We start from the raw sequence: 14,250 nt of genomic DNA on the forward strand, positions 1-14,250 counted from the left end.
GGAGCCACCGGGGCCGGCGCCGCCGGGGCGGGCGCTGCCGGGGCGGGCGCTGCCGGCGGGGTGGCGGCGACCACCGGCGAGGTCGGGACGCTGTCCGCGACCGGTGCCGTGCCTCCCGGCTGTGCCACCGGAGCGGACGGAGCCGTCACCGGCGCCCCGGACGCGACCGACGCGTCGGACTCGACGCGGATGATCGGCTTGCCGACCTCGACGGTGTCGCCCTCGGAGACGAGGAGCCCCGTCACGGTGCCGGAGAACGGCGACGGGAGCTCGACGAGCGACTTGGCCGTCTCGATCTCGACGAGCACCTGGTCGACGGCGATCTCGTCCCCGATCGCGACGCGCCACTGCACGATCTCGGCCTCGGTGAGGCCTTCGCCCACGTCGGGCAGGGGGAATTCGGCGGCGGCCACTACGGCTCCTTCGGCGGTCTGGTCGAGCTCGGTCGGGATGTCAGTAGGCGAGGGCGCGGTCGACGGCCTCGAGGACGCGGTCGGCGTCCGGCAGGTGCAGGTGCTCCAGCTTCGACACCGGGAACGGCACGTCGAACCCGGAGACCCGGAGCGGCGGCGCCTGCATCGTGTAGAAGGCCCGCTCGGCGACCGTCGCGGCGATCTCGCTGCCGACGCTCACGAAGCCGGACGCCTCTTGTGCGATGACGAGCCGGCCGGTCTTCCGGACCGAGGCGAGGAGCGGCTCCCAGTCGATCGGCGAGATCGAACGGAGGTCGATGACCTCGCAGCTCGTGCCCTCGGACTCGGCGATCTCGGCCGCCTGCATGAGCGTGGCGACCATGGCGCCGTGGCCGACGAGGGTGACCTCGGTGCCGGTGCGGGCCACGCGGGAGGTGTGCATCGGCACGTGGCCGTCGACGAGGTCGACCTGCCCCTTGGGCCAGTAGCGCGACTTCGGCTCGAGGAAGACCACCGGGTCCTTCGACGCGATGGCCTCCTGGATCATCCAGTAGGCGTCGTTCGGGGTGCTCGGGCTCACGACCCGCAGGCCCGGGGTGTGCGCGAAGTACGCCTCCGGGGACTCCTGGTGGTGCTCCACGGCGCCGATGTGGCCGCCGTAGGGGATGCGGATCACGACGGGCAGCGACATGTGCGCCGGCAACCGGTTCGCCATCTTCGCCAGCTGCGACGTGATCTGGTCGAAGCCCGGCCAGACGAAGCCGTCGAACTGGATCTCGACGACCGGGCGGTAGCCGCGCAGGGCGAGACCGATCGCGGTGCCGATGATGCCGGACTCGGCGAGCGGGGTGTCCCGGACGCGCTCCGCGCCGAACCGCTGCTGCAGGCCCTCGGTGATGCGGAACACGCCGCCGAGGGCGCCGATGTCCTCGCCCATCAGCAGGACCTTGTCGTCCGCCTGCATCGCGGCGGCCAGCCCGGCGTTGAGCGCCTTGGCCATCGTCAGGGTCGGGGTGGGGTCGCTCGGGACCTCGCCGGCGCCCGGGTGGGAGCGCAGGGTGTAGTCGAAGAGCTGCTCGGTGGTGCTCATGCGTGGGCGCCCCCTTCGAAGCCGGCCTCGTACTGTTCGAGCCAGGCCTTCTGCTCGGCGATCAGCGGGTGTGGCTCGCGGTAGACGTTGTCGAACATGACGTCGACGGACGGCGGCGTGAGCGCGACGGTGCGGCGGCGGACGTCGGCGGCGATGTCCTCGCCCTCGGCGTCGAACTCGGCCAGCTGCGCGTCGGTGACGCCCTTGGACCGCAGGTACGCCTCGGAGCGGGCGATCGGGTCACGTCGGACCCAGTCCTGGAGCTCGTCGTCCTCGCGGTAGCGGCTCGGGTCGTCGGAACTCGTGTGCGCGCCGATGCGGTAGGTCTCGGCCTCGATGAAGGCCGGGCCCTGGCCGCTGCGGGCGTGGTCCGTGGCGACGACCGAGGCCGTGTACGAGGCCAGGATGTCGTTGCCGTCGATCAGGACGCTCGGGATCCCGAACCCGCGCGGGCGGTCGACGAGCGGGGTCGGCGACTGCACGGACACGGGCACCGAGATGGCCCAGTGGTTGTTCTGCAGGAAGAAGACGACCGGCGCCCCGGTCGACGCGGAGAAGACGAACGCCTCGTTCACGTCGCCCTGGCTCGTCGCGCCGTCGCCGAAGTAGACGATCGAGCAGGCGTCGCGGTCGGGGTCGCCCGTGCCGACGTCGCCGTCGAGCTTCTGGCCGAGCGCGTACCCGGTGGCGTGGAGCGTCTGCGAACCGATCACCAGGGTCGAGATGTGGGTGTTGCCCCGCTCGTCCGGGTCCCACCCGCCGTGGGTCTGCCCGCGGTACATCGCGATGATCTCCATCGGCTCGACGCCGCGGTGCATCGTGACGGCGTGCTCGCGGTACGACGGGAACACGTGGTCCTGCGCACGGAGGGCGAAGGCGGAGCCGGTCTGCGCGGCTTCCTGCCCGTGGCTCGGCACCCAGAGGCCGAGCTGCCCGGTGCGCTGGAGGTTGTGGCCGGCGTGGTCGAACCGACGGGTGAGGACCATGCGGCGGTGCATCGCCAGCAGGGTCTCGTCCGGGATCGCCCGCGCGGCGGCGGCGAACTCGGCGTTCTCGTCGGTCTCCACGAACCGGCCCTCGGGGTCGAGGAGCCGGACGGTGGTCGTCGCGGGGGCCGCGGCGCGGAATGACATGCGGGCCAGCGTAGCGGCAGCGACTACTCGGTCGCCTGGAGGTCCCCCACAAGCGACCGGGCGGTTTCGAGGAGCGTTCCCACAGCCTCGTGCTCCCCGATCGAGATGCGGATGCCCTCCGACGCGAACGCCCGGACGATGATCCCGGCCTGTTCGAAGCGCTCCGCCGCGTGCTGGGTGTGCGCCCCGGTCGGCAGCCACACGAAGTTGCCCTGGGCGTCGGGGACGTCCCAGCCCTGCTCGCGGAGGGACGTCACGACGCGGTCGCGCAGGGCGGCGATCTCGGACACGCGTTCGAGCAGCTCGGACTCCCGCTCGAGGCTCGCGAGGGCGGCGGCCTGCCCCTGCGCGGTGACCGACAACGGGATCGCGCAGGCGCGTACGGCGTCGAGTACGTACGCCGGGCCGAGGGCGTACCCGACACGGAGTCCGGCCAGTCCGTACGCCTTCGAGAAGGTGCGGAGGACGACGAGGTTCGGGTACCGCTCGAGGAGGGCCGGTCCCCGCACCGCGTCCGGATCGGTGACGAACTCGGCGTAGGCCTCGTCGAGCACCACGAGCAGGGTCGGCGGCACCGACGCCATGAACGCCTCGAACTCCGCCGCGGTGACGACCGGGCCGGTCGGGTTGTTCGGCGTGCAGACGATCAGCATCCGGGTGCGTTCGGTGACCGCCGCCGCCATCGCGTCGAGGTCGTGGCCGCCGTCCGGACGGTTCGGCACCTGCACGCTCGTGGCGCCGGCGACCGTCACGACGCCCGGGTAGGCCTCGAAGGAGCGCCACGCGTAGACGACCTCGTCGCCGGGGCCCGCGGTGGCCTTGGCGAGCTCGTGCAGGATCGCGACGCTGCCGGGGGCGACGTGGACCTCGTCGACACCCGTCCCGAAGCGGTGCGCGAGCTCGGCCCGGACGGCGAGGGCGGTGGCGTCCGGGTAGCGGTTGAACGCGGTCTGCGCCTGCACGGCCTCGACGACGCCGGGGAGCGGCGGGAACGGGTTCTCGTTGCTCGACAGCTTGAAGGCGGAGGCCTCGGCCTGGCGACCCTGCTTGTACGCCGGGAGGACGGCGATCTCGGGCCTGATGTGCACGCGCGCGTCAGTCACCGGACCAGGCTACCGGGCCGGGAGGACGGCGATGCCGTGCCCATCCGGGTGCCTGATGTGCACGCGCGCGTCAGTCACGGGATCAGGCTACCGGCCCGTCCTCGCGGCACGCGCCCGGGTGGGCACGGGCATCATGGGGGCATGCGATTCCTCGTCCGCCTCGTCGTCAACGCCGTCGCGCTCTGGCTCACCACGCTGATCGTCAGCGGCGTCTCCGTCACGCCCTTCGGCGACGGCGGCACCACGGCCACCGTCCTCACGTACCTGCTCGTGGCGTTCGTGTTCGGTCTCGTGAACGCGGTGATCGGCACGCTCATCCGGATCGTGGCGTTCCCGCTCTACATCCTGACGCTCGGGCTCATCTCGTTCGTCGTGAACGCGGTCCTGCTCCTCATCGTCGCCGGGATCTCGGACGCGTTCGGCTTCGGGCTGCACGTCGACACGTTCGGCTGGGGCATCGTCGGTGCCTTCGTGCTCGCGGTCTTCGCCTGGCTGATCGGGCTGTTCGCGCGGCCGGTGCTGAACCGCCCGCGCGCGTGACGCTGGCCGACGACGCGTGCGCGACGACCCCGCCGGGGTGGGCCGACGACCGGACCGGCACCGCGCCTCCCGGCGGCAGCAGCATCGCGGACGCGCGCCGGCTGCGCCATGATGTCCCCATGACCGCGGACGCCGACGCCCCCTTCCGGGTCTCGTTCGTCTGCAGCGGCAACATCTGCCGCTCCCCCATGGCCGGCATCGTGTTCGCCCAGCTGGCGGCGGACGCGGGCATGGCCGACCGGTTCCAGGTCGAGTCCGCCGGCACCGGCGACTGGCACGTCGGCGAGCCGGCCGACGAGCGCACGATCGCGGCGCTCGCCGCGCGCGGATACGATGGCAGCAGGCATCGCGCCCGTCAGTTCGACCCGGACCGGTTCCCGGACCTCGATCTGGTGGTCGCACTCGACCGCTCCCACGAACGCATCCTGCGCTCGTGGGCACCGACCATGGACGACGCCGCGAAGGTGACGCTCCTGCTGCGGTACGACGACGCCTGGCCCCAGCAGACCGACGTTCCGGATCCGTACTACGCGGACCGGCACGAGTTCGACCGAGTGCTCTCGACCGTCGAACGGGCCTGCCGGGCGCTCTTCCGCCAACTCGAGCCGGCAGTCCGTCAGGGAGCCCCATGACCCCCCTTCCCCCGCAGCCGATCAGCCCGCTCGACGGGCGCTACTACCCGATCGTGCACACGGTGGGCGAGTACCTCTCCGAGGCCGGGCTCAACCGCGCCCGCATCGTCGTCGAGGTCGAGTGGCTCATCTTCCTGACCGACCACGCGATGTTCACCACGTCGCCGCTCAGCGTCGACGACAAGGCCGCGCTCCGCCAGGTCGTGTCGGGCTTCGGGCACGAGCAGATCGCCGAGCTCGCCGAGATCGAGGCCACGACCCGGCACGACGTCAAGGCGGTCGAGTACTTCGTCCGTCGACGCCTGTCCGAGCTCGGGCTCGACGCGATCGCCGAGCTCACGCACTTCGCCGCGACGAGCGAGGACGTCAACAACCTGTCCTACGCGCTCACCGTGCGGGACACCGTCGACCAGGTGTGGCTGCCGGCGTTCAAGGCGGTCCTCACGAAACTCCGCGAGCTCGCCGACGAGCTGAAGAGCGTCCCGATGCTCTCGCACACGCACGGACAGCCGGCGACCCCGACGACGCTCGGCAAGGAGCTCGCCGTGGTCGTCTACCGCCTCGAGCGCGTGCTCTCCCAGATCGAGGGCGGCGAGTACCTCGGCAAGTTCTCGGGCGCGACCGGCACCTTCTCGGCGCACCTCGCCGCCGACCCGGAAGCCGACTGGCCGGCACTGTCCCGCGAGTTCGTCGAGGGGCTCGGGCTCACCTGGAACCCGCTCACGACGCAGATCGAGTCGCACGACTGGCAGGCCGAGCTGTACGACCGGGTCCGGCACGCGAACCGCATCCTGCACAACCTCGCGACCGACGTGTGGACCTACATCTCGATGGGGTACTTCACGCAGATCCCGGTGGCCGGTGCCACGGGGTCGTCGACGATGCCGCACAAGATCAACCCGATCCGGTTCGAGAACGCCGAGGCGAACCTCGAGATCTCGTCGGCGCTGTTCTCGACCCTGTCCGAGACGCTCGTCACGAGCCGCCTGCAGCGTGATCTCACCGACTCCACCACGCAGCGGAACATCGGCGTCGCGTTCGGGCACTCGCTGCTCGCACTCGACAACCTGCGCCGCGGCCTGGGCGAGATCGCCGTGAACGAGGTCCGTCTCGCCGAGGACCTCGACCGCAACTGGGAGGTCCTCGCCGAGGCGATCCAGACGGTCATCCGCGCCGAGGTCACCGCCGGGCAGTCGAACATCGAGGACCCGTACGCGATGCTCAAGGAGCTCACCCGCGGCAAGCGGATCGGGCAGGCGGAGCTCGTCGCGTTCGTGAACGGGCTGGACATCTCCTCGGGTGCCAAGGCGCGCCTGACGAACCTGACCCCGGCGACCTACACGGGTCTCGCGGACGAGCTCGTCGACCACCTCGACGTCTGACGCGTCCCGCACCGACGCCTCCTGGAGGCGCGGCTCGGCCCCGCCGTGGGGGGGCCCCCCCCCGCGGGGGGGCCCCGCCGGCCGCGCCCCCCCCCCCCCCCACCCACCCCCCCCCCCCCCGCCCCCCCCCGCCCCCCCGCGCCCCGGCCCCCGCCCCCCCCCCCCCCCCCCCCCCCCCCCCCCCCGGCTGCGGCGACCAGCGCCTCCAGGACCGTCCGCACCGCGGGGCGGACCGCACGGTCCGGACGGACGAGCGCCTCGATCCGCCGCCCCGCGCGGACGTCGGCCAGTTCCGCGAGGTGGAACCGACCGGGCGCCCGCGTCCCCGAGGTGTACCGCGGCACGAGCGCGATCCCGTGGCCGGCGACGACGAGGTTCTCGATGACGGGCAGGTGGATCGTCCGGAAGGCCACGCTCGGCGGGAGGTCGGACGCGGCCGCCATCGCCTGCAGGACCCGGTCGATCGGGTAGCCCTCCGGCACCCCGATCCAGGTCTCGCCGACCACCTCGTCGATCCCGACGCGTGCCCGCCCCGCGAGCCGGTGCCCGTCCGGCAGGGCGACGTCGAGCGGTTCGCGCAGCAGCGGCACCGTCTGCACCGAGCCCTGGTCCGCCGGGCGCACCCCGTCGGAGCGGTGCCCGACGACGACGTCGTGGTCGGCGGCGAGCGGGGCGAACGCACCCTCGCCGACGTCCACGTCGACGAGGGACAGCGTGATGCCGGGGTGCGCGCGCATCCGGGTCAGGACCCCGGGGAGCAGCAGTTCGGCCGCCGACGGGAAGATCGCGAGGTCGACCCGTCCGGTCCCGCCGCCGAGGTGCTCCTGCCAGGCCGCGTCGACCGTCGCGATCGCCGTCGCGACGCCGTTCGCCAACCCGGCGAGCACCCGGCCGTGCTCGGTGAGCCGGACGCCGCGGCCGATGCGCTCCACGAGCGGGACGCCCACCTGTCGCTGCAGGGTCTGGAGCTGCTGCGAGACCGCACTGGGCGTGCGGTGGGTGGCCCGGGCGACGGCGGTGACGCTGCCCCGTTCGGCGAGCTCGCGGAGGACGGCGAGGAGCTGCACGTCGAAGCCGACCATGCAGGGAGACTACAACGTCGCTTCGGAACTGTACGCTGGTGCTGAACGGTCTCGCTGCAGCACCATCGACCTGTGGGTACCCGTGACCGTCTCCTCGCCGTCGTCGTCGCCGTGGTGTGGGGGCTGAACTTCCCCGCGACGGCCCTGGCACTCGAGCACTTCCCGCCCTTCCTGCTCGCGGCGATCCGGTTCACGCTGCTCGCGGTCCCGACCGTGCTGCTCGTGCCGCGCCCGCGGATCCCGTTCGGACGGCTGCTGCTCGTGGGCACGGGGCTCGGCGTCCTGCAGTTCGCGTTCCTGTACCTCGGCATGGCCGCGGGGCTGCCGTCCGGGCTGGCGTCGCTCGTGCTGCAGGCGTCGGCGCCGTTCACGGTGGTGCTCGCCGGGGTCTTCCTGCGCGAACGGCTGACCGGGCGGCAGGTGGTCGGGGTCACGATCGCGGTGGCCGCCCTCGCGGCGATCGCCGTGCACCGGGCGCAGGCGGCGGCCCTGCTGCCCGTCGTGCTCGCGCTGTGCGGCGCCCTCGGCTGGGCGATCGGCAACGTGGCGACCCGGCGTGCCGGCGCCGCGAACCCCCTGCACCTGACCCTGTGGTGGTCGATCGTGCCGCCGGTCCCGATGGCCGTGCTGTCGTTCGTCGTCGAGGGACCGTCGCGCATCGGGCGGGCGCTCGGGACGGCGTTCACGGCCGAGGCTCTGCCGGCGGACCTCGGCGTGCTCTACATCGTGCTGGTGGCGACCCTCGTGGGGTACGGCATCTGGTCGCGGCTCATGGCGACCTACCCGTCGAGCACGGTCGCACCGTTCTCGATGCTCGTGCCGGTCGTGGGGGTGTTCGCGTCGTGGGTGGCGTTCGGCGAGGTGCCCGACGGGGTCGAGGTGGCGGCCGGGGTCGTGGTCGTGGCCGCGGTGCTGTGGTCGTCCCGGCCCGCGCGGTCTGACCCGGCACCGCGACCCGTCGAGGTCGCACCACACGCCGCGGACGCTGCGCCGAGGTCGCACGACGTGCCGCCCGCCGGCGTCCCGGGCAGCAGTTCGAGCGACCGCAGCGACCTGCCGGTGCCGACGCTCAGCCCCGGTGCTGGCGACGCTCGGCGATGATCCCGGCGAGCGCCCCGCGCAGGTGCGGGTAGCGGAACTCGTACCCGGCCTCCACCAGCCGGGTCGGCACCACCCACCGGCTCTTCAGCACGAGCTCGGTCTCGGTGCGGATCGCGAACGACCCGAGCTCGAGCACCCACCGCCACGTCGGGATCCCGAACCGACGCCCGACCGCGTCGCGGATGGTCGCCATCACCGTGCGGTTGTCGGACGGGTTCGGGCTCGAGACGTTGACCGCTCCGTCGATGTCCTCGTGGTCGCGGACGAACCGGACCGCGCCGAGGACGTCCGCGATGTGCACCCAGCTGAACCGCTGCCGGCCGCGGGTGCGCCGGTCGTGGTGGTACGTCCCCGCACGGAGTCGTGCACGCGTCGGGAACCACGGTCCGTCGTACTGCGGTCCACCGAGTCCCGCCTGCGCCAGCCGGATGAGCGGCACGAGGGCGCTGCCGTCGCCGAAGACGATCGCCATCCGGAGCGCGACACGGCGGGTACCGGGCAGGTCGACCGCGAAGAGGGCGTCCTCCCACGCCGTCGCCACCGAGACCGAGAAGCCCTCGCCGAGCTCGCCCGTCACCTCGTCCTGGGGGCGGTCGTCGGCGTGCCGGTAGATCGTCGCGGTCGAGGCGTTCACCCACAGCGGCGGCGGGTGCTCGCTCGTGCGGATCGCCTCGGCCAGTTCGAGGGTCGTGTCGACCCGGGAGCGGATGATCTCCGCCCGGTTGCGCCTGCCGTAGCGGCAGTTCACGCTCTTGCCCGCCATGTTCACGACGAGGGCGGCGCCGTCGACGAGCTCCCGGATCCGCATGGTGTTGCCCCACACGGCGTCGCCGGTGCGGCCGATCGTGACGACCTCGTAGCCCTCGTCCCGGAAGGCGTCCTGCAGGTGCTGCCCGACGAACCCGCTCGCCCCCGCGATCACGGCGCGGCCCTTCTGGTCGCTCATCTCATCCCCGTTCCCTGTCCGGCGCGATCTCGTACCGGAACGCCCCCTCGTACCGGTACAGCGTGCCGACCAGCGGGGCCGAGAGCACCAGGGACACGCGCTGCCGGTCGGCATCGTCATCGAATCGTTCCACGAGCGTCACACGCGGGGACACGGCAGCCGGGAGGCGCACCTCGCGTCCGAGCGCACGGAACGTCACGTGGGTGGAGACGAGGCGCAGGGCGCCCGTGTCCGGGCCGTGCGCATCGACCTCCGCCCGGAGCCGGGCGCTGACGCGCCCGCGGCGGCCGAGGTGGTCGACCAGGCCGTCCGGTTCGGCGGTGATGGCGTCCACCATCGTGCGGCTGCCGGAGCGGAACCGGAAGGTGCGGTGCGCGCGCACGGCGGGTCGCGCCTCGCGGTCTCCTCGTCCACGACGGACGCGAGCCGGGCGGTTCTCCACCGTGAAGGGGACGTCCCGTTCCCAGACCGGGAACATCACGGCGTCGCGGGCGAACCAGGCGAGCAGCGGCCAGAGCCACCGGCGGGGCGTGCCGACGACGTCGAAGACGCCCTCGCCGCGGCCGACGTGTCCGGGCGGGATCGCGCCGAAGTAGGTCGCCAGTCGCGGGTGCAGCCGGGCCAGCACCTCGGGCGGGGTGGACAGCTCGTACGGCGACCGGGACACGTCCCGATCCTGGCACGGCGTCGGTGCGGATCCCTACGATGGTGCGCATGGGACACGACCACGGAGCGGGGCACGCGCACGGGCACGCGTCCGAGCGCGCACTGCTCATCGCGTTCTGCATCTCGGCGACGATCCTGCTGGCCGAGGTGGTCGGTGCCGTGGTGACCGGGTCCCTCGCACTGCTCGTCGACGCCGGGCACATGGTCGTCGACACCGGAGGGCTCGGCATCGGGCTCGTCGCCACCCGGCTCGCCCGGCGCAGCCCGACGGCGCAACGCACCTGGGGCTTCCAGCGTGCCGAGGTCCTGGGTGCCACGGCACAGGCCGCGATCCTGCTCGCCGTGGGCGTCTACGTGATCATCTCGGCGATCCAGCGGTTGTTCGTCCCGGCCGACATCCACTCCGGGCCGCTGCTGGTCTTCGGCATCATCGGGCTCGTGGGCAACCTCGTGGCCTACGCGGTGCTGCTGCGGGCCTCCGGTGAGGGGTTCACCTCGCGCGCCGCCCGGCTCGAGGTCCTCAACGACACCCTCGGCTCCGTCGCGGTCATCGCCGCCGCGATCGTCCTCATGCTGACCGGGTGGGAGCGTGCCGACTCGGTCGCCGCGATCCTCATCGGGCTGCTCATCCTGCCGCGGGCCGTCCGGCTCCTGCGCGAGACCGCGAACGTGCTGCTCGAGTCGACGCCGCCGGGGCTCGACCTCGACGACGTGCGGGGTCACATCCTCGAGCTCGAGCACGTCATCGCCGTGCACGACCTGCACGCGACGCTCGTGGCGACCGGGGTGCCGAACCTGACGGCGCACGTGGTGGTCGACGACGAGTGCTTCTCGACCGCGCACGCCCCGCGGATCCTCGACGAGCTGCAGCAGTGCGTCGCGGAGCACTTCGACGTCCCGGTGGAGCACTCGACGTTCCAGCTCGAGCCCGCATCGCACCGCCGGCACGAGCACGAGGTGCACGCGTAGCGAGGCGTGGTGCGCGCGTGGTGCGGCGCGTGGTGCGGCGCGTGGTGCGGCGCGTGGTGCGGCGGCGGACTCGGTGCGACGATGCCGACGTCGTACGACAACGACGATGTCGCTACCCCGCGCTTGCAACCACCCGCGGACACAACCGACGACATCGCCGACGTCGTACGACAACGACGATGTCGCATCGACTCGACGGCCGACGCTCCCTCGCCCCGGCCGATCCCCGGGGCGAGGTCAGCAGCCGCCGTCGCTCGTGGGGAACGCCGTGATCACCCGGTCCGTGGTGGACGAGACGATCACGCGGACGAAGGGCTCGGCCGCGGGTCGGCTCCCGTCGTCGAACCGAACCGGAGCGGCGTAGCAGAGCTTGCCGTCGCCGGCGTCCTGCGGGTACCCGGTCGCGGGTGCCTCGAGGGCGGACTGCACCGCGGTGAGCATCGCGTCGTCCCAGTCCCGGGAGCCGTGACCGGAGAGCACGTCCTCCCAGTCCCGGGTGTGCCGGATGCGGATGTGCTCGTAGCCCTGGCCGGAGTTGCCGCACTGCAGCACGACCGCGCCGAGCGCCTCGGTGTCGTAGCGGGCCACCGTCCCGCGGCTGCCGGCGTCGCAGCGGTCGAGGACGTCGTCGCCGGGCAGGTCCGGGCCGGTCCGGGTGATCGTCACCGTGCCGTCCTTCGTCGCCCCGTCGCCGGCGGTCGCGCTCGGGACGACACTGACCCCGGTACCGCCGAGCACCGGGTCGTCGGCACCGCGCTGCGCCGTCAGCGCGACCCCACCGGCCACGAGGCCCGCGGCCAGCACGGCCGCGATCCCGGTGATGACGGAACGGTTGCGCTTCTGGGACACGCGCCCAGTATGCCGGACGGGTGTCGCGCCTCCCGGGACCTGGCCGCTCAGGCCCGAGCGGCCAGCCGCGTCCCGGCGACGACCGCCAGCACCACGACGAACACGACGTAGCCGAGCAGCACGGGCAGCGTCGGCAGCACGAGGAGCGCGGCGCCGACCGCGACGACCGGCACGGTCAGCCCGGCGTAGGCGATGAGGAAGGTGGCGGCGAGGACGCCTCCGCGGCGTTCGGGTCCGACGAGCGCCCCCGCGCTGCCGATCGCCGCACGGAAGAGCAGCCCGACACCGGCGCCGGCGACCACCCCGCCGCCGATGAACCCGGCGACCTGCAGCACGACCGCGGCGACCGCCAGGACCACGAGGCCGGCGACGAGCAGCACCATCCCGAGCCGGACCTGCGTCCGCTGTGTCAGTCGGGCGAAGACGATCTGCGACACCGCACTCGCCGCGAACACCCCGAACGTCGTGGCCCCGGCGGCGAGCCGGTCGGTCACGTGGAACGTCGTCGCGAGGAACGTCGGCGCGACCGAGGTGAAGAGCCCCTGCACCGCGAGGGCGGCGAACGCGGCGGTGCCTGCGGTCCAGAACGCCCCGGCCTGCCCCTCGGGTGCCTGCAGCCGCTGGGGGCGGTAGGGCACGTGCGACGCCGGGCGGTCGACGGTCTCCGGGGCGGCGAGCACCACCGCGAACGCGACCACCAGTGCCACGACGAACACGACGTACGGCACCATCAGCGGCTGTCCGACGAACTCGGCGAGGGCGCCGCCGACGAGCGCGCCGAGCGACAGCCCACCGAGGTTCACCGCCCCGGCGACCACACCGGCGCCACCGGCGGACGACGACGAGCCCGTCGCCCGGACCCGGAGTTCCCCGAGGTGCGCGGTGGCCGTCGCCGTCAGGAGTCCGACGCCGAGGCCGGTCACCAGCCGGGCGACGATGAGCCCGCTGACGTCGTTCCAGACGAGGAAGAGCACCGCGGCGACGAGCTCGAGCGCCACCGACACGAGGATGAGGGGCCGGCGTCCGTGCACGTCGCTGAGGTGTCCCGCGAGGTACAGGGACCCCACCACGCCCACGCCGTACGCGGCGAACACCACGGTGGTCGTGAACGTCGGGAACCCGTCGCGTGCCTGGTAGATGACGTAGAGCGGCGCGGGCACCGTCGCGAAGGCCATGACCGCGAGGAACGCGAACGCCACGGCCCAGAAGCCGACTCCGTGCCGACGACGCGTGTGCGCTCGGCGGCCGCGCGGGGCGGCGACGCGCTCACTCGCTGCGGCGCTGCGCGCGCTCGTTGCGGCGCCGCTCAGGGCGGGTGTGGATGCGGTGTCGGTCGGCATGCTCCGATGGTGCCCCGCCACCGCCCATCGAGTCCAACGGATGCGCTTGATGTCATCCATCGACCTGCTCGATACTGTGGCGGTGGAGACCCGTCTGCTCGAACAGTTCGTCACCGTCGCCGCCGAGGGCAGCGTCACCCGCGCGGCCGAACGGCTCTGGGCCGCGCAGTCGACCGTGTCCGCCGGGATCGCGTCGCTCGAGCGGAGCCTCGGCGTGCGGCTGTTCGACCGCACCGGACGACACCTCGTCCTGACGACCGCCGGCGAGGACCTGCTCCCCCACGCCCGCGCCGTGCTGGAGTCCCTCGACCGGATGCGCGACCTGGCGACCGTCGACGACGCCGACCTGCGCGGACGCGTCCGGCTCGGCATCTTCACGAGCATGGACATCGTCGACCTCACCGGGGTGCTCCGACGCTTCCGGCAGCGGCACCCCCTGGTCGCCGTCGAGCTCATGACCTCGCCCTCCGGGACGACCGGGCTCGTGCAGGACCTGGTCGCCGGGCGGCTCGACATCGCCTACACGGGCCTCCCGGCGGTCCCGGCCGGAGTCGAGGTGGCGCCGCTCCGCGAGATGCCGTTCCGGGTCTTCACGAGCGCCGACCACCGGTTCGCCGGGCGCCGCTCGGTGTCGCTCACCGAGCTCGCCGACGAGCCGTTCATCGACACCGCGCACGGCTTCGGCAACCGGATCATCCTCGACGCCGCGCTGGAGCGGCTCGGGATCCGCCGCCGCATCGTCGCCGAGATGAACGACATGCCCGCGGTGATCCGGTTCGCGTCGGCCGGCCTCGGTGTCGGGGTCGTCCCCGACTCCGGCGTGCGCCACGACGGCGCCGTGCTCGAGCTCGAGGACGCGGTCGACCCGCTGCGGATCGGGCTCGCGATGCGGACGAGTCCGGAGCCGAACCGGGCCGTGCGCACACTGGCGCGCGACATCGTGGCGGCGCGCGTCGACGTGGTCGCGCAGGCCGGCTGAGCGGCCGGGACCTGGTCGTTCCCCA

Annotated in this window: 15 protein-coding genes; 6 read left to right on the top strand and 9 right to left on the bottom strand. The window is 73.0% G+C overall.

Annotated elements, in window-relative coordinates:
* The 4 genes from ACNQOV_RS14910 to ACNQOV_RS14925 all read right to left on the bottom strand — a co-directional run.
* Window positions 1–413 (bottom strand): biotin/lipoyl-containing protein (locus tag ACNQOV_RS14910; RefSeq protein ID WP_416395470.1); only part of this gene is annotated, 413 nt, incomplete at its 3' end.
* Between the two features lie 40 nt (window positions 414–453).
* Window positions 454–1,413 carry an alpha-ketoacid dehydrogenase subunit beta gene (locus ACNQOV_RS14915; protein WP_031262385.1) on the bottom strand — a complete coding sequence of 320 codons (960 nt, stop codon included), beginning with the start codon at window positions 1,411–1,413 and terminating at the stop codon, window positions 454–456.
* A gap of 86 nt (window positions 1,414–1,499) precedes the next feature.
* Window positions 1,500–2,636 carry a thiamine pyrophosphate-dependent dehydrogenase E1 component subunit alpha gene (locus tag ACNQOV_RS14920; protein ID WP_416395472.1) on the bottom strand — a complete coding sequence of 379 codons (1,137 nt, stop codon included), beginning with the start codon at window positions 2,634–2,636 and terminating at the stop codon, window positions 1,500–1,502.
* A gap of 23 nt (window positions 2,637–2,659) precedes the next feature.
* Window positions 2,660–3,739: a histidinol-phosphate transaminase gene (locus ACNQOV_RS14925; protein WP_416395474.1), complete on the bottom strand. Its 1,080-nt coding sequence runs from the start codon at window positions 3,737–3,739 to the stop codon at window positions 2,660–2,662.
* Between the two features lie 141 nt (window positions 3,740–3,880).
* On the opposite strand from ACNQOV_RS14925, the gene ACNQOV_RS14930 reads away from it, so the two are divergent.
* The 3 genes from ACNQOV_RS14930 (at window position 3,881) to purB (ending at window position 6,293) form a co-directional block, all read left to right on the top strand.
* Window positions 3,881–4,279 carry a phage holin family protein gene (locus tag ACNQOV_RS14930; protein ID WP_416395476.1) on the top strand — a complete coding sequence of 133 codons (399 nt, stop codon included), beginning with the start codon at window positions 3,881–3,883 and terminating at the stop codon, window positions 4,277–4,279.
* A 119-nt stretch (window positions 4,280–4,398) separates the two neighbouring features.
* The gene (locus ACNQOV_RS14935; RefSeq protein WP_031262388.1) at window positions 4,399–4,911 is read left to right on the top strand and encodes a low molecular weight protein-tyrosine-phosphatase; all 513 of its coding nucleotides are present in this window, start codon (window positions 4,399–4,401) and stop codon (window positions 4,909–4,911) included.
* Window positions 4,908–6,293, top strand: coding sequence for an adenylosuccinate lyase (gene purB / locus ACNQOV_RS14940; RefSeq protein ID WP_416395479.1), 1,386 nt, complete (start codon window positions 4,908–4,910; stop codon window positions 6,291–6,293). The genes ACNQOV_RS14935 and purB overlap by 4 nt, the downstream gene beginning before the upstream one ends.
* Here purB and ACNQOV_RS14945 read toward each other — a convergent pair.
* Complete coding sequence (locus ACNQOV_RS14945) at window positions 6,248–7,375, bottom strand: LysR family transcriptional regulator (RefSeq protein ID WP_416395481.1); 1,128 nt, start codon at window positions 7,373–7,375, stop codon at window positions 6,248–6,250. The two genes, purB and ACNQOV_RS14945, sit on opposite strands and share 46 nt — an antisense overlap.
* Window positions 7,376–7,447: 72 nt before the next feature.
* Here ACNQOV_RS14945 and ACNQOV_RS14950 point away from each other — a divergent pair, with 72 nt between their 5' ends.
* Window positions 7,448–8,476 carry an EamA family transporter gene (locus ACNQOV_RS14950; protein ID WP_416395483.1) on the top strand — a complete coding sequence of 343 codons (1,029 nt, stop codon included), beginning with the start codon at window positions 7,448–7,450 and terminating at the stop codon, window positions 8,474–8,476.
* Here the strand turns inward: ACNQOV_RS14950 and ACNQOV_RS14955 are convergent.
* On the bottom strand, window positions 8,445–9,422 hold the full coding sequence (locus ACNQOV_RS14955) for an epimerase (RefSeq protein ID WP_416395485.1): 978 nt from the start codon (window positions 9,420–9,422) through the stop codon (window positions 8,445–8,447). The two genes, ACNQOV_RS14950 and ACNQOV_RS14955, sit on opposite strands and share 32 nt — an antisense overlap.
* Before the next feature lies 1 nt (window position 9,423).
* Window positions 9,424–10,089 (bottom strand): DUF4166 domain-containing protein, encoded by a 666-nt coding sequence (locus tag ACNQOV_RS14960; RefSeq protein ID WP_416395487.1) that lies wholly within the window; start codon window positions 10,087–10,089, stop codon window positions 9,424–9,426.
* A gap of 47 nt (window positions 10,090–10,136) precedes the next feature.
* Between ACNQOV_RS14960 and ACNQOV_RS14965 the strand changes: the two genes are divergently transcribed.
* Window positions 10,137–11,057, top strand: coding sequence for a cation diffusion facilitator family transporter (locus ACNQOV_RS14965; protein WP_022907184.1), 921 nt, complete (start codon window positions 10,137–10,139; stop codon window positions 11,055–11,057).
* 237 nt (window positions 11,058–11,294) lie between these two features.
* Here the strand turns inward: ACNQOV_RS14965 and ACNQOV_RS14970 are convergent, their stop codons facing one another.
* Both ACNQOV_RS14970 and ACNQOV_RS14975 read right to left on the bottom strand, forming a co-directional pair.
* Complete coding sequence (locus ACNQOV_RS14970) at window positions 11,295–11,906, bottom strand: hypothetical protein (protein ID WP_022907185.1); 612 nt, start codon at window positions 11,904–11,906, stop codon at window positions 11,295–11,297.
* A gap of 47 nt (window positions 11,907–11,953) precedes the next feature.
* Window positions 11,954–13,246, bottom strand: a complete 1,293-nt coding sequence (locus ACNQOV_RS14975) for an MFS transporter (RefSeq protein WP_416395489.1) — start codon at window positions 13,244–13,246, stop codon at window positions 11,954–11,956.
* A gap of 49 nt (window positions 13,247–13,295) precedes the next feature.
* Between ACNQOV_RS14975 and ACNQOV_RS14980 the strand changes: the two genes are divergently transcribed.
* Complete coding sequence (locus ACNQOV_RS14980) at window positions 13,296–14,225, top strand: LysR family transcriptional regulator (protein ID WP_416395491.1); 930 nt, start codon at window positions 13,296–13,298, stop codon at window positions 14,223–14,225.
* Window positions 14,226–14,250: the final 25 nt, after the last annotated feature.

Source organism: Curtobacterium sp. LFS084, assembly GCF_047977705.1.
Lineage (GTDB): Bacteria > Actinomycetota > Actinomycetes > Actinomycetales > Microbacteriaceae > Curtobacterium.